This window comes from Peribacillus sp. YIM B13477 (genome assembly GCF_042787955.1).
In the GTDB taxonomy this organism is placed as follows: Bacteria; Bacillota; Bacilli; order Bacillales; family DSM-1321; genus Peribacillus; species Peribacillus frigoritolerans.
Map to the genome: position 1 here is coordinate 287,533 of NZ_JBHZPD010000005.1, position 18,012 is coordinate 305,544.

Genomic DNA, 18,012 nt, shown 5'->3' on the forward strand with positions numbered 1-18,012 from the left:
ATCAAGGTGTGAATTTTCTTATCACATTGATGCATCGCTTACTACCTTTTTCTTATATAAGCAATCTTGGATATGGTGACACTTAATTCGTTAAGAACCAGTAAAGGAATATGACGAGTATATCCGGTATGAAATCCGGAGGAGTAATCCTAATTGATACGACTACCAGAAAAAATAGGATACTCTCCACGCTTTTGCCAACCTTACTGGATTGAGAATTCCTAATCAGGTTAAAAACATCACTACCAATGGCATTTCAAATAGAAAACCAAACCGGTAAAACCAAGTTAATCATGAACCGAAAATAATTATCTGCTGTAAACATCATTTCAAACTGGCCCGCTGACATATTTGTTAAAAATTCCAGCACAATGGAAAATAACAGAAAGTATCCAAAAGAGATTCCGACAATAAACAAAATGAATAATCCTGAGATTAACGTTTGAGTCACTTTGCGTTCTTCTTTTGTCAGGGCAGGTGCTATAAATCCCCAAGTCTGATAGGCAACTGCAGGGATCGCAGCCGCAATGGCAAAAACACAGAAATAATCGTATACACCCATAAAATATCACTTGGTCCCAGGCTAGCTAAATCCCTCCCAAGATCTTTAATTATCCAACTATATAAGTCTTCAACATAAACTAACGCACCAACGAAATCATTCGTTGCCGAAGTTCATCAAGATGTTCAATGAGATGTGAATCTTTGTTTTCCAAGGTGGCCACCTCCAGTTATATGAAAAATGCCCACCTGCATACCACTATGGACTCTACTGTTTATCCAGCATCTTCTTTTCAGCAGTCGATAACTCATGTTTTTTCTCTTCCTGTTTATCTTCATCAGAAATTAATCCATTTGTTGCACCCTTGAACTCCGTTAATGTCCGCCCAAATGCTCGACCAATTTCAGGTAGTTTTTTCGGACCGAAAATTACAAGCGCAATGATAAGAATTACGACCAAGCCTGGAATCCCAATATTCTGAAACATCACGTCAATCCTCCATAAAAAACATCAGTTACATTTACTAAAAACCGTTTGTAACCTTTACAGTAAACGTTATTATTCACACTAAAGGATGTTTAAGTGCCTGTTTTATTCCTTTTACATATATTCACAAAACAGCTCAATTTTATACCTAGCTTATATTTAGACATGCCTGTTTTGTTTACAGTTCTATATTCAAATTCCTCATCTTTCTAAATAGTTCATATTAGTTTTTCAGTAATTCGACTATATGTTTATACTTTTATTAAATAACCATGCAGAAAGTTGGAAATGTTATAAAGGAATTTTGTAAAAGAATCTTACCTTTTATTAAAAATGTATTCATGCAAAAATAACTTTGGGGAAAGATATAAATTAATAATAATGCTTAAATACTTTGGAAGAGTAAAATAAGACCTTAGAGGTTTATGTATTTTCCACGGATTCTATTATTATGCAGAAGATATATTAGAAACGTTCTTTGTTCTTTTATCAAAAAGATTTTCACTCCACGCTACATTAAATACGGAGGTATTTATGAAAAAAATTTGGTTTACTTCTGGAGCCAGTATCGTTCTTGCTGGATGTTTAATATTTTTACTGTTTTTTTACAGAGGCCATCAACCCTCACCCTCCCCAAATTCAAATGGGGGAACACAGGATACTTCAGCTGGTAATCCTGAAGAAATTGTGAGTAATAGTTGTATATCTTGTCATGGGGAAAATTTACAAGGAGGAGCTGGTCCAGCTTTAAATAAAATTGGTACAAAATATTCACAAAATGATATAGAAGATATTATTAATAATGGTAAAAATGGTATGCCAGCAGGCGTTATTTCAAATGAAGAAGCTGCAATCGTGGCAGAGTGGTTATCACAGAAAAAGTGAAGAGGCAATTTTTCAACTATATCGATGGCCTTAATTAAACGTAAAATAAAACAGCCAAATCCAATCAAAATGGATCAGGCTGTTTTGTAATTTTCAGGAATAAATATATTTAAAAAAATGAGGACCAATTTAAAACAAGAGACCAAACAGCTGTGTTGAATAATAACCCTATAATAAAAAGAGACCATTGGTTTTTCTTTTGTTCCCAACAGGAAATCATGAGGGCAAGACCAATTGAAACACCAATAAAGGAAAGCCATGGAAATGAATCAGTGAACTTTGTGAGAAAAACCGCAAGGCAAGCTGTGAATAATAATGATACAAGGTACTCGGTGAATAATGATAATTCGCTTCTAATATGATCGCTCAATTTTTTCCTCCTTCGAAATAGATATTATCTTCATATAATACTTCATGATGAATTTTTTATACGAAATTGCCTGCGCCCGGAGATTTCTAAAAGATAATAGTCCCTTGCTAGTTTCAATGTTCACCCATCATTCAACATTTAAAAATACACAATATTCATTGCTAATATACTGAATTTTGCGTGATTATCGGCAATTACAATTCCATAATATGTACTTTCAAACACCATACCAATAGTTTATTATTGGATAATTGTCCAGGGATTCTTTTCAATAGTATATATTCATGTAGTGATAATCCAAAAAAAAATCTCTGGTTTTATATGCTCCCTCTAGCGTAATCAAACGGATTATTTTTTAACTATAGATGATTTATTCAGCGTAAAAAAAAGCCTGGCAACCTATTTTATAGTTGCTAGACTTAAGTTCATTTTTAAGATCAATCCAAATATAAACAACCATTTAAACGGATAAGAAGAGTTCGTTCCTCCATGCAGACCATTTAATAGGCAACCAGGTCCCGCAGCGCCTTTTCCACTTTTTCAGGATTCACCATGAATGATTTCTCTAATGATGGTGAATATGGCATGGCAGGAACATCCGGGCCAGCGAGTCTCATGATTGGGGCATCAAGATCGAAGAGGCAGTTTTCTGCAATGATCGCCGATACTTCACTAATGATGCTTCCTTCCTTATTATCCTCAGTAATCAATAGGACTTTTCCTGTTTTAGATGCAGCTTCCATTATGGCTTCTTGATCTAATGGATAAACGGTACGTAAATCAAGTATATGAACGGATACGCCATCACTGGCCAGCCTTTCAGCTGCCTGAAGCGCAAAATGAACACAAAGGCCATAAGTGATCACTGTGACGTCCTCGCCTTCACGTTTTACATCCGCTTTACCAATCGGTAAAACATAATCATCATCCGGCACTTCTTCTTTAATTAGGCGATAGGCTCTTTTATGTTCAAAGAAAAGGACCGGGTCATCATCGCGAATGGCAGCTTTCAATAATCCTTTCACGTCATAGGGTGTAGAGGGCATGACAATTTTAAGTCCCGGTTGATTCGCAAAAATGGCTTCAACGGATTGTGAATGGTATAACGCCCCATGTACACCTCCGCCGTATGGAGCTCTGATGACGATAGGACAATGCCAGTCATTATTGGAGCGATAACGGATTTTTGCAGCTTCCGAAATGATTTGGTTGATGGCTGGCATGATGAAATCAGCGAATTGCATTTCCGCAATCGGCCTCATTCCATACATGGCCGCGCCGATGCCGACTCCTGCGATTGCGGATTCAGCAAGCGGTGTATCAATGACACGCTGTTCACCGAATTGTTCGTATAACCCTGAAGTCGCTTTAAACACGCCGCCCTTTACCCCTACGTCCTCACCTAATACAAATACACGGGAATCACGTTCCATTTCTTCCCGCATCGCCATTATCACGGCATCTATATAAGATATCACTGCCATCTTCTTTCCTCCTTACCTTTCTGCGTAAACGTATTTTGAGAGAGTGTCTTCATTTGCAAATGGAGCATTTTCCGCATAATCCGTCGCTTCATTCACAACTTCCATTATTTCCTCGTTCAATTGTTTCTCCATTTGATCATCCATGATTCCCATTGCTTTTAAATAGGCACCAAAAGTAATGATTGAATCTATTTTTTTTGCCTCCGATACTTCATCAGGCGACCTGTATTGACTATCATCATCATCGCTTGAATGTGGTGTAAGCCTGTATGAAACCGTTTCGATTAAGCTTGGGCCCTCACCACGCCTTCCTCTCTCAGCAGCTTCTTTCACCACCCGGTATACTTCGATCGGATCATTTCCATCAACCGTCACCCCTGGCATGCCGTAACCAATGGCCCGGTCGGACACTTTCCCGCAAGCCAATTGCTTTTCAATAGGGACGGAAATGGCATACTGATTATTTTCGCACATCAAGATGACCGGAAGTTTATGTACACCTGCGAAATTCGCTCCTTCATGAAAATCACCTTGGTTTGATGAACCCTCACCGAATGTAACGAATGAAACAATATCTTTTCCTTCCATTTTTGCAGCGAGTGCAATCCCCACTGCATGTGGCACTTGAGTCGTAACTGGCGAAGATCCCGTCACGATTCGATTCTTCTTTTGCCCAAAATGCCCAGGCATTTGACGTCCGCCTGAATTTGGATCTTCTGCCTTGGCAAAACTGGATAACATTAAATCCCTGGCGGTCATCCCAAACGCGAGCACCACTCCTAGATCCCTATAATAAGGAAGGACATAATCATTTTCACGATTCAACGCAAATGCTGCACCCACTTGAGCTGCTTCTTGCCCTTGACAAGAAACGACAAATGGAATTTTTCCAGATCTGTTCAACAGCCACATCCGTTCATCCACTCTTCTTGCCAACAACATAATTCTATACATCTCAAGCACCTGCTCATCACTCAGACCTGCCTGTAGATGGCGGTTTTCAACCATATGTCATCATCCCTCCTAATAATTAAAACGGTTTTCTGTTAAAACCAGAATGTTCTCCTCACGCTGTCACCCAATATAAATATGGGTCTTTATATCACAAATTACTAACCTTTCTTATTAGCTGTTTGTTTGTCTCGCAAACTTATATCCTGTTATGTATCTAAGGAAGGGAAAGCTCTTTTATGTATGCATGCTTGCCATTTAACACCCTCAAATGCGTTATCATCTACTATTATTACCTGGTACTAACTCAATGCAATATTATCCTACCACTTTTCATCTCACATTTTCAAGTTAATTTCACTTTGTATCGTTGTTTTCACGAGAAAACCTTTCTTTAACAAAAATACAATGGGTTTAACAGTTTTGGCCTGACCTGACTTTAACTCATTTCCATATAAGCACCAAGAGATAAAAGCCTTGGTGTTGAAGTTATTTATTGGTTGACTAAGCGGAAGAATAGCTGTAAATTAAAATGATTCATAAAATTAAATGTTCGAAATGGAACAGTTCAATACAGAAAGAATGGTGATGTTGAGTGGAGAATGAAAAACAATTAATGGGTTCCGTACAACTATTGCGTTCATTTTGGAACGTACAGAAAAATATCATGCGGTTCGTTCAAAAGACAGCTGCAGAAAATGGATTAACAGTTCCTCAATATTCCATTTTGATGACCATTACCCTTTACAAAGAGACCTCCCAAAAAAATGTCGGGGAGAAAACATTTCTTCCAAAAAGCACCTTGAGCCAAGCGGTCGATGGTCTGGTTCGCGGAGGTTTGCTCCATCGTGAGCCTGTGGAGGGCAACCGGCGTGAGATTCAATTGTCAATCACCGAAAAGGGCGAGAATTTATTAAAAACGATTCATTTTCACGAAGGAAGCATTCACCAAGTCTTTCAAACGGCCATTGAAATGCTTACCGAAGAACAGTTTGAAGAGTTGCTAAAAACACATCTTCAAATTACAAACTTTTTAGAAGCACAAGCAACCGAACAGGGAGAGTGTACAAAATGATAAAAATACTGAAAAATTTATCCGTTTATAAGTGGATTATTTTAGCAGTTATCGGTCTGGTTTTTATTCAGTCCATGTCGGACCTCTTTTTGCCTACACTAATGGCTGATATTATTGACAAAGGCGTTGTTCGAGGAGACACTTCTTATATTTGGAAAATCGGCGGTTTTATGCTGTTGGTTTCCGCACTTGGCGCTTGTGCATCCATAATCGCAAGTTACTATTCGTCCAAAGCGGCAATGGGAATGGGACGCGATCTCCGCCTGAAGGTCTTTAATCACGTTGAAAAATTTTCGTTACAAGAATTTGATGAAGTCGGTACGGCGTCATTGATTACACGTACGACCAATGATATAACACAAGTCCAGCAAGTGGTTATCATGATGCTTCGTATGGTTATCAGTGCACCTATCATGTTAATCGGCGGAGTAATCATGGCTGTATCCATGGATGCAAAATTATCACTTGTCATTGTTGTCACAATGCCTTTTTTGATTGGGTCAATCTTGCTTATTCTATATAAAGGTGTGCCGCTCTTTCAAACGGTTCAAAAACGATTAGACCGGTTGAACCTTGTATTACGAGAAAATTTAACTGGCATTCGCGTCATTCGTGCCTTCAATCGTGAAACACAAGAGAAAGAACGTCTAAAGAAAGCGAATAAAGAATTAACGGATGTCTCAATCAGAGTCAATAAAATCATGGCCTTCATGATGCCTGTAATGATGCTTGTCATGAACTTGACGGTTGTTGGTATCATTTGGTTTGGTGGAGTCCGTATTGATAACGGCGGTATGCAGATCGGCGACTTAATGGCATTTATCCAATATGTTATGCAAATTATGTTCGCTCTCGTTATGGCTTCCATGATGTTCGTTATGGTTCCACGAGCTTCCGTGTCGGCAACAAGGATAAACGAAGTCCTTGACATGAAACCTTCATTCCTGGATGAGGGCACAGAAAAAGCAGATCGTGTACACGGTACCCTTGAATTTGAACATGTTACGTTCAGTTATCCAGGAGCAGAAGAACCTGCATTATCGGATATTAGTTTTTCTGCAAATCCTGGTGAAATAACCGCAATAATCGGTGGAACAGGTTCCGGGAAAACCACTCTTATCAATTTGATCCCTCGCTTCTATGATATTTCAAGCGGAACGATTCGCGTCAATGGTGTTGATATTCGTAAGTCATCACAAGATGAAGTCCGTTCAAAAATTGGCTTTGTACCACAAAAGGCCTCCCTCTTTACAGGTACTATCTCTGAAAACATTCGCTTTGGAAAACAAACAGCCACACAAGATGAAGTTGAGCATGCGGCTCGGATCGCACAAGCGGAGGATTTTATCAGCAATATGAAAGGCGGCTATGAGGCAGAAATCGATCAAGGCGGTTCAAACCTATCAGGAGGGCAAAAACAACGGCTTTCGATTGCAAGGGCACTCATTCGAAAACCGGATATTTATATATTCGATGATAGTTTTTCTGCACTGGACTACAAGACTGATGCCAACCTTCGCGCAGCCCTGAAAGATGAAACGAAAAATTCGACGGTACTACTCGTTGCACAGCGTGTCAGTACCGTCGTTGATGCTGACCGAATCATTGTGTTAGACGAAGGCCACATTGTAGGCATTGGAACACACCAAGAGTTGCTTAGCACAAACGACATTTACCGTGAAATTGCCTTATCACAGCTCACAGAGGAGGAAATTGCATGAGTAATCAAAAAAAACCTCAAGGCGGCGGTCAGGTCGGGCATGGCCCTGGTGGCGGTAACATGATGATGATGGGTCAAAAAGCAAAAGATTTTAAAGGAACACTAAAACGTCTATTGACCTATTTAAAACCGAGGCGCAACAGATTGATTTCCGTGTTCTTAGCTGCAATCATGAGTACGATTTTTATGATTGTAGGACCGAAGATCATGGGAAATGCAATTACAGAATTATTCGAAGGAGCTTACGGGAAATTCCAGGGAATACCAGGAGCAGCTATTAACTTTGATAAAATTGGCCAGATTCTTCTACTCCTTGCCGGACTTTATGCTTTAAGCAGCCTTTTCAGCTATGTACAACAATACATTATGTCAAGTGTTGCACAAGACACGGTATATGATCTTCGAGAAGATGTGAACAAAAAGCTCGAGAAACTTCCACTCAAATATTTTGAAGGACGTCCAAACGGTGAAACACTTAGCCGAATGACAAATGATATTGATACAATCGGGAGCACCCTTCAGCAAAGCTTAACGCAATTCATCACATCAATCGTAACGATTGTGGGGATTATCATCATGATGCTTTCGATAAGCCCATTATTGACATTAATCTCGATAATCAGCTTACCTTTGTCAATATTTGCAATCCGGCCTATTTTAAAAAGATCCCAAAAACATTTTGCCGATCAACAGCGTAAACTCGGACAATTAAATGGTCACATTGAAGAAATATATACCGGCCATCAAGTCGTTAAAGCATTCGGATATGAAAAAAAAGCGAGTGCCCAGTTTACTGAAGTTAATGAAGAATTGTATAAAGCGGGAAGCAAAGCCCAGTTTATATCGGGTATCATCATGCCGGTAATGTTCTTTATCGGAAATTTGAGCTATGTCCTCATCAGCGTTGTCGGCGGAATATTGGTAACGCAACGTTCGATTTCAATTGGTGACATTCAAGCATTCATCACATATTCAAAGCAGTTCACCCAGCCAATCACACAAACGGCTAACATCGCTAACATTATTCAGTCGACGGTTGCAGCCGCTGAGCGTGTTTTTGAACTACTTGATGAAGAAGAGGAAATGAAAGAACAAACCACAGTTAATATAAAAAGGGCAAATGGTGCTGTCTCTTTTGAACATGTGGACTTTGGATATGGGGAAGAAATGTTAATTGAAGATATGAACATCGATGTCTTGCCTGGACAGACGGTCGCAATTGTTGGACCGACTGGTGCTGGAAAAACGACCATGATAAATCTCTTGATGAGATTTTATGAACTCAATGGCGGAAAGATTACGATTGATGGTCTTGATACACGGAATATGTCACGTAATGATCTTCGAAAGAATTTTGGTATGGTACTTCAAGATACTTGGCTCTTTAATGGTACGATTAAAGAAAATATCGCTTATGGCAAAAATGGAGCAACTGATGAAGAAATTTTTGCAGCTGCCCGGACGGCACATGCCGACCATTTCATTCGGACACTGCCAGATGGTTATGAGACAATCTTAAACGAAGAAGCTTCGAACATCTCACAAGGCCAAAAGCAGCTTTTGACAATCGCCCGGGCTGTTCTAGCAGATCCGCCAATCATGATTTTGGATGAAGCGACGTCTAGTGTGGACACTCGGACAGAAGTCTTTATCCAAAAGGCCATGAACCGACTGATGGAAGGACGAACCAGCTTTGTCATTGCCCATCGTCTCTCAACGATTAAGGATGCAGATTTGATTCTTGTTATGGAACAAGGAAAAGTGATAGAGAAAGGAACGCATTCAGACCTTTTAAGGGAGAATGGTTTCTACGCAGAGCTATACAATAGTCAGTTCACTGAAAATGTGGCTGGATAATAAGAAAGAGGCTCGATTCCGAACCGGAATCGAGCCTCTTTCTTATTATGTATCAATTCCCCCTTTCATTTCCCTTTTTCACAAATTCCCAATCTACCTCAATATTTTTTCTGACTCTTTGAAGAAGATGAAGCATCGTTTCCGTTTCGTCCAAAGAAAATCCGGATAACGCAACCTTGTAAGTATACTCCCCTTCTTTTTTCAAAAAAGGATAGACCTTTTCACCTTTATCGGTTGCATATAGCTTTTTAATTTTTTTGTTTTCCTCATCATTTCTGCTAACTTTTCCTGAATGATACCTGGGTTTTCACATATTCGAACAAGATACAAATACTGCCCTTTTGTAAGGTCAAATTCTTTAAATTCGATATTACTTAAGATCCAATTCCCTTGCTATCATTCCAATTTCACAGAGTATTTCCTTCATTCAAAAAGCCCCTGACTTTTTGTTGTATTTACAACAAAAATAATTTCATTTATACTAAAATAGGAATATACATTTATTATGACTTGTCTTTTTATATAAATCTAGAAAAGGGATGAAGAACATTGGATTCAAAAAGAATAACTACTGAAAATGATTTAAAAATAGCCTTTCATATCAGAAAAGAAGTATTTGTCGAGGAACAAGGTTTCCCATTAGAATTTGAATTTGATGAATTTGATACACTTAATGCTTTATCTGAACACATATTAGTCTATTATAATGAAAAGCCAGTCGGAACTGGAAGATTAAGAGTTGTTGATGGGTTTGGTAAATTGGAGAGAATTTGCATCTTGGAGCCTTACCGTAAATTTGGTCTCGGGAAAATAATACTTAAAACGTTGGAAGAAATTGCAAAGGAACAAGGTATTAATCAGCTTAAATTACATGGGCAAACACAGGCAGAGGGCTTTTATAAAAAACTCGGCTATCGGACTTCATCCGATGTCTTTATGGAAGATGGCGGTCCACATCTATTAATGATAAAGGAACTGGTTAACGAATAAGTGTTAAATGTGAGTAAAACAAACATTAACAAACTGGAATGAATACACTATATTCAAAAACATTCATTTATCTATTCTTCTTGGTTTTGGCAATCACTTTCAGTGGACCAATAGGTATCGGAACTTTATTAACCGTCTGTTTAGGAGGCCCGATTCTTAATTACTTCATATTATTAATTGGCAGTTTATATAAAAAACCAGTCCATCCGTAAATAGATATCAACATAAAAACCATTCTTATAGAATGGTTTCAGACTGTAGACAAAATCGGTGAAAATCAATTTTTTTAGGGGATTGTATAATTTGAACGTTGATTTCCACTCCAGGCACTCGCTTTCCGCGGGCGGTCCGGGAGCCTCCTCGGCGCCTTTGCGCCTGCGGGGTCTCCCCTGGACGCGCTTTTCCCGCAGGAGTCTCGTACACCCGCTCCAATCAACTTTGTTTTACTTTTAGAAAGAACCCTTTTGTCTAACTGAACCATTATTTATGAAATGGTTTTTAATTTAAAAATTAAATCGCTTTGCACGTAACGATTCATTAGATTTTCATTAATCTCAGTTGAAAATAGAAATGATCAAACCAATAAATTTGGTTTCCGTCGCGATAATATCTCCAACATTGGGTAGCATTAAGAATAAGCACGAACAAAAAGACGAAGCCGTTTATAACATAAACGGCTTCGTCTTTTTATTACCGAACGGGTGCTTTTTCTTGAACGAGCGGGTGAAGGGCCTGGGTTTCATCAATATAAATAAAAGCATCATATCTATCTGACATTACAGAAGGTACATAGTTACCATATTGTTCATATTCTGGTCTGTATACAACCCCAATCGCCCGATGTCCAATCCTCCCTTGGAATAGCTGACGATTTTCATCAGTGAAAATTAGCAACTTATCATAAGCCCCCGAAAGGTGCATCGCCTCCTCCCAACTTCCCTTCATTGCCGGGGGTACTGTTTTAATTTCGAAATCCACGCCCCACTCCTCTGCTGCTATAACAGTTCCTCTGTAGGTTCCGAAACCTGTGATAAATACATCTTCAGTCGGGTTTTGCTCTCGAATGACCTGGCCGACATTAATCATCCCCGAATCTTTCATATCAGTAGCGCTGGCGTCACCAACATGGGTATTATGTTCCCATACAATCGCCTTGCCTTCAGAGCCGTAAAAATCCATAATTTCATTAAGTGCATCAACCATATGCATATCTCGAATATTCCATGATCTATCATCATGGACGACCATGGTCCTGTAATAATTTTCGGCATTGTATGCTACCAATGCATTCACTTGAAGATTCAAATTCAATTCTTCGTGATGAGGGTATTTTTCTTTTTTTCGTTGAATAGTCGTCAGTAATTTGGCTACTTCCTCTATACAGTCTTCCGAAAAAATACCTGCAGAAACTGCGTACTCCTCGTTATTCCGATTGAATGGCTCAAAACAAGTGAACGCCTGTCTGGCAGCTTCAAAGTCAGTTGAATCAATTTGTTTTAAGTAACGGATAACTTCATCCATGGATTCCCAAAGACTGTAGATATCTATCCCATAAAATCCAACTTTCGTTTGATTTTGTCCAGACTCATTGTATTCTTTCATCCATTCAATCAGGTCGATCATTTCCTCGTTTGCCCACATCCAGGTCGGCCAGCGGTCAAAACTTTTTAGCACATCCTTTGCGGATTTAGTCACTAGGTCATAGCCTTTAACATACCTATTTATTGCCTGGCATGCGGGCCAATCGCCTTCAACGGCTACAAAGGTGAACCTTTTTTCTTGAATCAGCTTTTTTGTTATTTCAACTCGTGCCGTGTAAAATTCGGATGTCCCATGTGATGCCTCACCCAGCAAAACAAATTTTGCATTATTAACTTGTTGAATGAGCTTATCCCAATCTGCTTCACTTGTAAGCATGACTGATTGTTCGACTATTGACTGAACAAGATTATGTTTCACCGTTTTTCCTCCTTGTTATCTTATGAACATTATCGTTTGTACTCGGCATTATAAGAATTGGAACCTGCGTGTACGGACAGTAAAGTATCAGCGTATCCCACTAGACGATTTATAAGTTCATCACAAATAGAGTAAACCAGCTGAAAATTTTCTTCCGCAAATAGAACAGGGTCATCCAGTATGACCGTTGTGTTAATGAACATATCTTTGTTTCCATATAGGTTGTAGTGAACTATAGCCTTTCCAGCAGCTCCCCCTGTACCTGGATCATTGAAGCCTGGTATGAATACGAACCATTCTTCCGCAGTAGCGGACCTGAAGTTTTTTGTGAAAGACATTCTCTCGGTTACCGTCATGATCTTTTTTAACTCTTTCGGATTCATATCCTTGATCTTGTTCATTCCATTGCCACCTTAAAACCATGTTAATTATCTTCCGTTATATATTTTCCTTAAGGTTCCCATCCTATAAATATTATTATGAAATAGTGACCTTTCCCGAAAAAAATAAGCCTGAACCCACCTCGGATATGATGCTTCAGCTGAACTCGGATACAGCAAAAAGTGATATCATGATTCATTCATCATGAAACTGCTGCATATAAAAAATATTTTTGGGGTATCAAAAGAGGGAAGATAAATTCCCGGATTGGGTTGGGTTGGACTGGTCTGGAGTGGAGGAGTTGCTCATGGAAAAGATGAATCGGGGAATTTTAACGGCGCTGTCGGCTATTGGCATTGCGCAAGGGTTGAAAATTTTAACGCATTATAAGCTGACGGGAAAGTGGGATTCGAAGCAGGCTTTCACAACGGGCGGCATGCCCAGTTCGCACTCTGCGGGAGTGGCCGCCCTGGCAGCGTATGTGGCAGCGAATAAAGGATGGCTGCATACGGAAACATCGCTTGCGACAGTGTTTGGCGTGATTGTGATGTATGATGCTCAGGGCATTCGCCGCCATACAGGCGAAATCGCTAAGCTCGTGAATGATCTTGAAGATAATATGGCCAAATTTTCCGGAGAGTTTCCGAGCTTTGAGTATGTTGAGCGTGAGAAGGAACTGAATGAACTGCTCGGACATCAGCCTGTGGAAGTGGGAGCAGGTGCGTTGCTGGGAGTTGCCCTTGGGCTTATTTCGGCTAAATTGGAGGATGGCAAGCCCTCAAAACCGAACGGCTGAAAACGGTGGGCAAGCCTTAATCCTTTAGCTCTTGAGGTAAGTACACAATTTGAATATAACAATAGGTTATTTTAAAACATGCCTATGTTATTAACATCGGCATACTCTCCAATAAAAATCGTATTATTGGATCCCGGTAGATTTGAAAATGACCTAAGCCTCTCTTCTTTTTAGAAAGGCTTAGATCACTTTATGTGGAATTCAATTCTTCCTGGACATTTTCATTGCGAATGAATACATATCCGATCTGAATAACCCTTTATAATATTCTACTAAGTTACCATCAGAATCAAAAATCATTCGTTCTGTAATCAGTAAGCACATCGTTTCGGCTATACCTAAATGTTCTGCATCTTCTTTTGTTGGAAAGCCGCAGGTTATGATTTGTTCCGCTTCACAAAAGTCAATGTTTAATTCACCTTCGAGTGCATCATACAATACGGTTGTACTTAAATCGAATTTCGTCAATTTTTTTCCTAGGTCCAAAGAATAATAATGCAATTCAATGGCTATTGGGACATCCCCCTGTAACCGCAGCCTTTTAATATGGTAAGATTCATCCTCAAACCCATTTGCATCAGCTATATTTTCAGGTGTCATTACACGGCCATGATCTAGTAGTTTAATCCCCATGCTTTTAGTGGTTTCCGTAAAACTTATCATCTTAAGCCATTCTTGCACAGGTTTAAGGGAGACGAACGTTCCCTTCCCATGTCTCTTTTCCAATATTCCCTCACGAACCAGGATGGAAACGGCTTCCCGTACAGTGCTCCTGCTGACAGAATACATATCCATCAGTTCCCTTTCACTCGGGATTTTGTCTTTATAATAACCTTCCAAAATCTGATTTTCCAATATGGTTTTCAATTGAGCATGTAAAGGGATTGGATTTTTAAAGTCTAGCTCCATAAAATTTCCTCCAAACAGAAAAAGACATCGTAATGTTCGTATCAGTTCTTATATTGTAAACCAAATAGTTATAATATTCAAACATGCCGGCATTCAATTTTTCCCTTAAATTAGGATTATGTTGAGTTTCCAGCGTTCATATACCGTTTTTCTTCGAGTGAATAAAAAAAACCTGAATAGCTCTATGTATTCAGGGCTTATCCTATATGCAACCTTCATCACATTTCAGGCATATATGAAAGCTTATATATTAAATGATAAAGTACGAAATTATGGAAAGCAGCAAAGAGGTAATGGTCATGGCTAAAAAGGGACGCATGGCTTTTGTTCGCAGTGCCTGCAGGCTAACATTCAGTCCAAGACCGATCATGGCCATAGTCAATATAAATGTGGTCGCTTTGGAAATGCCATCCATTACGAGAGGTGAAACCGTAATATAACTTCCAAACACATAACTTCCTATTAGGCTCATGATTATAAAACCAACGAGGAACCATGGAAAATCAATTTTGGCATCATGCCCCATTTTCCCGGATGATCGCTTCTTCATCCAATACATAAAAATGAAACATAAAGGGATGAGTAAAAAGACACGTCCCAATTTGGCGAGGAGTGCAATCGCTAGCGCATCTTCACCAGCCGGTGCTCCTGCCAAAGCAACATGGGCGATTTCATGAAGACTGATCCCAGACCAGATTCCATAATCCAAAGCAGATATTGGAAGGATCGGACGTAAAAGTGTATAAACAATGGAGAAAAGAGTTCCCATTAAAGCGATTATCCCGACGCCTATGGCTGTATCCTCTTCCTTCGCTTTCACGATTGGAGATATTGCCGCGATGGCTGCTGCACCGCATATCCCGGTTCCTACAGCAAGAAGAAGAGAAATGGATGCATCTGCCTTAATCCACTTTGCAATCAGGACCATCACGACTATGGCGAATGTTACTGTCCCTATGTCACGTACCAATAATGGCAGTCCCTGATTGAAAATCACATCGATATTTAATTTCAACCCGTATAAAATAATGGCAAAACGCAAAAGTTTTTTTGCGGAAAATTCGATTCCCGTCCGGAATTTCTCTGGATATCCCGCAATTTGACGATATATCACGGCAATGATGATCGAGCATGCAAGTGGACCGATTCGATTGAATCCCGAAATCTTCGACAGCCCCAAGCCTAAGAGGGCAATGAAAAAAGTGAAAGCAATACCGCTCAGCCACAAAAGCACCTTATTTTGAAGTGGGTTTTGCTGTGCCTGAGGTGCTTCTTCCAGTGGCTCATATTTTTCTAATTCCATACATTCCTTCCCCCTTTCCAGATAAACTAAATCATCCCATCCTTTCAATCGTTTGAAAAAAATCGGTTTCTTCTAGATTAGGAAGAGAATTCCCTTTGATAAAATACTCGGATTCCTTTAAAAAAGGCAAGCTTGGATTTTGATTCGTCCACAATTCAGGAACCGCTAAAGTCTGGGATCGATGTGACCTTAAGGCACGGATCTTTTTCTTTAAAGTCCCTGCTATATTGACTTCTGTGACACTGCCCGGCCCGTTTTCCTTTAACCATTCATCATAAAAGGCATGCCAAAGGACAAAGTACAAACTATGAACCTTAATAGCTGGAAATAATGGATCTGGATAAAAATCGGGATCACCGGAGTTTAAGAAAGCAAATGCGGCAGCACGGCCAATCGCACAATGGTCTGGATGCCCGCCGTATTTCTCATGGAATGTAATTAGCGCATCCGGCTGAACTTCACGAATCACCTTTACGATTCTCTCCGCCAATAAATCGAAGCTTTCAAATTCAATCGTTTTATCCCTTACCTTTAAAAATCGCAAATCACTGATTCCCAATTCTTCACAAGCTCTTTTAACTCCTCCATCCTTAGTTCTGGCAATGACTCCCTTGTTGTTACAATGGGATTTCCCATTCGTCTGCCCATTTCGCCTTTTGTCGCACATAGTAAAGTTATCTGAACACCTCGCTCAGACATTTTAGCAATGGTTCCCCCACACAGGAATGACTCATCATCGGGATGTGCCAGAACCACCAATAACCTTTTTTGTGATTGCATATTTCCTCCTGCTTTGGATTCCCCAGTTTTCCCACACTGTTAGATTCAATATGAAAAAATGGACATGGATGTCAAATCGGCTAGACATATCATGCCCATCTTCATTTTTTTCTTCTATATAGATAGTACCCTAAAGCTCATCATCTTTTTGATTAGCATAATTCACATAAAACGGATTTAACCGTTTCTATGACAAAGCGTAAATCTTCAACGGTCGAAGATAAAGGCGGTGCAATGATGAGTACATTACCATATCCAGGAACCGTATCACCATTACGTCCGATGATAAGGCCCTTTGCCTTGCAACCCCCGATTATTTTACCCATGAACTCTTCGGAAACAGGCGTTTTTGCCTTTTTATCTTCCACTAATTCAATGCCATATAAAAACCCAACTCCCCGAACCTCCCCTACTTTATCCAGGGCTGTCAATTCAAAGAGCGCGCTTAGTGTCGATTCACTAAGTTCAGATACTCGTTGAACGATGTTTTCATTTTCCAAGATTTCAATGTTCTTTAGCGCAACTGCGCAAGATGCAGGGTGGCCTCCATATGTTGACACATGCCTGAAATGATTTAAATTTCCGTTGTCTTTGAACTTCTCATAAATCCTGGAATTCACTGCCGTTGCCCCAAGTGGAAGATAACCGCTGGTCAAACCCTTTGCCATCGTAACAATATCCGGTTGAACCCCATCTGAGTGCATGAACCCAAACATTTTTCCGGTTCTTCCAAAACCTGAAACCACTTCATCCACAATTAATAGAACATCATGCTTCTTACAGATTTCCGAAACCCTCGTTAAGTATTCTTTTGAAGGAATAAGGACCCCGCCACCAGAGATGAATGGTTCAAGGATAACTCCCGCTACCGTTTCAGCTCCTTCAAAGTTAATGACCTGATCGATATATTCAGCTGCAAGCAAATCGGAGTTTTCAACGTTTTCCCCAAACGGGCTTCGATAACTGTACGGGGGTGGAACATGCAGGAAACCTGGAACCGCCGGATCATATTTCACTCTCCGATTAGCCTGTGCAGTTGCGCTTAGCGCGCCAAAAGTATTGCCATGATAAGCTCTATACCTTGAGATGAACTTGTATTTACCATGATTTCCATTTTGGGAATGATACTGCCTGGCTATTTTAAAAGCTGTCTCATTCGCCTCAGAGCCGCTGTTCGTAAAAAAAGTTGTATAAGGGCCCTTTAAATGTTCACTTATTTTTGCAGATAATTCGATTGCCGGCTTATGACTTAATGTTAAAGGGAAGTAAGATAAGTTAATCATTTGTTCATAGGCTGCCTGGGCAATCTCTTTTCGTCCGTGACCAAGGTTCAAGCACCATAATCCGGAGACACCATCTAAATATTTATCCCCTTTAGTATCAGTGAACCATGAGCCGGATCCTTCTGTAGCCATCATGGGAGCATCCTTCTCATTATAGCGATGCATCGCATGCCATAAATGGTCTTTATCCATTTGAACAAGGTCTTTCGTTTCAGTTTCCATCTTCACTTTTGAAACCCCCTTATTTTTCATCGAATGCAACTAAGTTAAGTTCCCATGCT

General features: G+C 39.8%; 15 protein-coding genes and 4 pseudogenes. 7 read left to right on the plus strand and 12 right to left on the minus strand.

Annotation, left to right across the window (positions count from 1 at the left end):
• Positions 1-41 precede the first annotated feature (41 nt).
• Together tatC and ACFX4H_RS17235 are read right to left on the minus strand one after the other, a co-directional pair.
• Positions 42-716: pseudogene (gene tatC, locus ACFX4H_RS17230) on the minus strand (twin-arginine translocase subunit TatC).
• A 53-nt stretch (positions 717-769) separates the two neighbouring features.
• Positions 770-988: a twin-arginine translocase TatA/TatE family subunit gene (locus tag ACFX4H_RS17235; RefSeq protein ID WP_034312681.1), complete on the minus strand. Its 219-nt coding sequence runs from the start codon at positions 986-988 to the stop codon at positions 770-772.
• Between the two features lie 534 nt (positions 989-1,522).
• On the opposite strand from ACFX4H_RS17235, the gene ACFX4H_RS17240 reads away from it, so the two are divergent.
• A complete protein-coding gene (locus ACFX4H_RS17240) occupies positions 1,523-1,873 on the plus strand; it encodes a c-type cytochrome (protein ID WP_034312682.1) in 351 nt (116 codons plus the stop codon).
• A 109-nt stretch (positions 1,874-1,982) separates the two neighbouring features.
• Here ACFX4H_RS17240 and ACFX4H_RS17245 read toward each other — a convergent pair whose 3' ends face one another.
• From ACFX4H_RS17245 to ACFX4H_RS17255, 3 genes are all read right to left on the minus strand, one after another.
• Entirely contained in the window at positions 1,983-2,243 is a 261-nt protein-coding gene (locus ACFX4H_RS17245) for a hypothetical protein (RefSeq protein WP_249598780.1), read from the minus strand.
• A gap of 500 nt (positions 2,244-2,743) precedes the next feature.
• The gene (locus ACFX4H_RS17250) at positions 2,744-3,727 is read right to left on the minus strand and encodes an alpha-ketoacid dehydrogenase subunit beta (protein WP_377435918.1); all 984 of its coding nucleotides are present in this window, start codon (positions 3,725-3,727) and stop codon (positions 2,744-2,746) included.
• Positions 3,728-3,739: 12 nt separating this feature from the next.
• A complete protein-coding gene (locus tag ACFX4H_RS17255; protein WP_249598782.1) occupies positions 3,740-4,735 on the minus strand; it encodes a thiamine pyrophosphate-dependent dehydrogenase E1 component subunit alpha in 996 nt (331 codons plus the stop codon).
• A 538-nt stretch (positions 4,736-5,273) separates the two neighbouring features.
• Here ACFX4H_RS17255 and ACFX4H_RS17260 point away from each other — a divergent pair.
• The 3 genes from ACFX4H_RS17260 to ACFX4H_RS17270 are packed head-to-tail and all read left to right on the plus strand — an operon-like array spanning position 5,274 to position 9,330.
• Complete coding sequence (locus ACFX4H_RS17260; protein ID WP_323603363.1) at positions 5,274-5,753, plus strand: MarR family winged helix-turn-helix transcriptional regulator; 480 nt, start codon at positions 5,274-5,276, stop codon at positions 5,751-5,753.
• Positions 5,750-7,474 carry an ABC transporter ATP-binding protein gene (locus tag ACFX4H_RS17265; protein ID WP_328137595.1) on the plus strand — a complete coding sequence of 575 codons (1,725 nt, stop codon included), beginning with the start codon at positions 5,750-5,752 and terminating at the stop codon, positions 7,472-7,474. Before ACFX4H_RS17260 ends, ACFX4H_RS17265 begins: the two co-directional genes overlap by 4 nt.
• Positions 7,471-9,330, plus strand: coding sequence for an ABC transporter ATP-binding protein (locus tag ACFX4H_RS17270; protein ID WP_098185435.1), 1,860 nt, complete (start codon positions 7,471-7,473; stop codon positions 9,328-9,330). Before ACFX4H_RS17265 ends, ACFX4H_RS17270 begins: the two co-directional genes overlap by 4 nt.
• A gap of 52 nt (positions 9,331-9,382) precedes the next feature.
• Here the strand turns inward: ACFX4H_RS17270 and ACFX4H_RS17275 are convergent.
• A pseudogene (locus ACFX4H_RS17275) lies at positions 9,383-9,757 on the minus strand (MarR family winged helix-turn-helix transcriptional regulator).
• Between the two features lie 122 nt (positions 9,758-9,879).
• Here ACFX4H_RS17275 and ACFX4H_RS17280 point away from each other — a divergent pair.
• Both ACFX4H_RS17280 and ACFX4H_RS17285 read left to right on the plus strand, forming a co-directional pair.
• Positions 9,880-10,320: a GNAT family N-acetyltransferase gene (locus ACFX4H_RS17280; RefSeq protein ID WP_377435919.1), complete on the plus strand. Its 441-nt coding sequence runs from the start codon at positions 9,880-9,882 to the stop codon at positions 10,318-10,320.
• Positions 10,321-10,361: 41 nt separating this feature from the next.
• Positions 10,362-10,532 (plus strand): annotated as a pseudogene (locus ACFX4H_RS17285) (YitT family protein); the annotation flags it as partial.
• 478 nt (positions 10,533-11,010) lie between these two features.
• On the opposite strand, the gene ACFX4H_RS17290 reads toward ACFX4H_RS17285, so the two are convergent.
• Positions 11,011-12,279: an erythromycin esterase family protein gene (locus tag ACFX4H_RS17290; RefSeq protein WP_377435920.1), complete on the minus strand. Its 1,269-nt coding sequence runs from the start codon at positions 12,277-12,279 to the stop codon at positions 11,011-11,013.
• A gap of 29 nt (positions 12,280-12,308) precedes the next feature.
• Positions 12,309-12,662, minus strand: coding sequence for a hypothetical protein (locus tag ACFX4H_RS17295; RefSeq protein ID WP_283867919.1), 354 nt, complete (start codon positions 12,660-12,662; stop codon positions 12,309-12,311).
• A gap of 305 nt (positions 12,663-12,967) precedes the next feature.
• Here ACFX4H_RS17295 and ACFX4H_RS17300 point away from each other — a divergent pair, with 305 nt between their 5' ends.
• Positions 12,968-13,456, plus strand: coding sequence for a divergent PAP2 family protein (locus ACFX4H_RS17300; protein ID WP_034312708.1), 489 nt, complete (start codon positions 12,968-12,970; stop codon positions 13,454-13,456).
• Between the two features lie 201 nt (positions 13,457-13,657).
• Here the strand turns inward: ACFX4H_RS17300 and ACFX4H_RS17305 are convergent, their stop codons facing one another.
• The 4 genes and pseudogenes from ACFX4H_RS17305 to ACFX4H_RS17320 form a co-directional block, all read right to left on the minus strand.
• Positions 13,658-14,365, minus strand: coding sequence for a GntR family transcriptional regulator (locus tag ACFX4H_RS17305; protein ID WP_034312712.1), 708 nt, complete (start codon positions 14,363-14,365; stop codon positions 13,658-13,660).
• A 250-nt stretch (positions 14,366-14,615) separates the two neighbouring features.
• Complete coding sequence (locus ACFX4H_RS17310) at positions 14,616-15,668, minus strand: YeiH family protein (RefSeq protein WP_377435921.1); 1,053 nt, start codon at positions 15,666-15,668, stop codon at positions 14,616-14,618.
• 31 nt (positions 15,669-15,699) lie between these two features.
• Positions 15,700-16,448: pseudogene (locus ACFX4H_RS17315) on the minus strand (PIG-L family deacetylase).
• Between the two features lie 152 nt (positions 16,449-16,600).
• The gene (locus tag ACFX4H_RS17320; protein ID WP_377435948.1) at positions 16,601-17,953 is read right to left on the minus strand and encodes an aminotransferase; all 1,353 of its coding nucleotides are present in this window, start codon (positions 17,951-17,953) and stop codon (positions 16,601-16,603) included.
• Positions 17,954-18,012 lie beyond the last annotated feature (59 nt).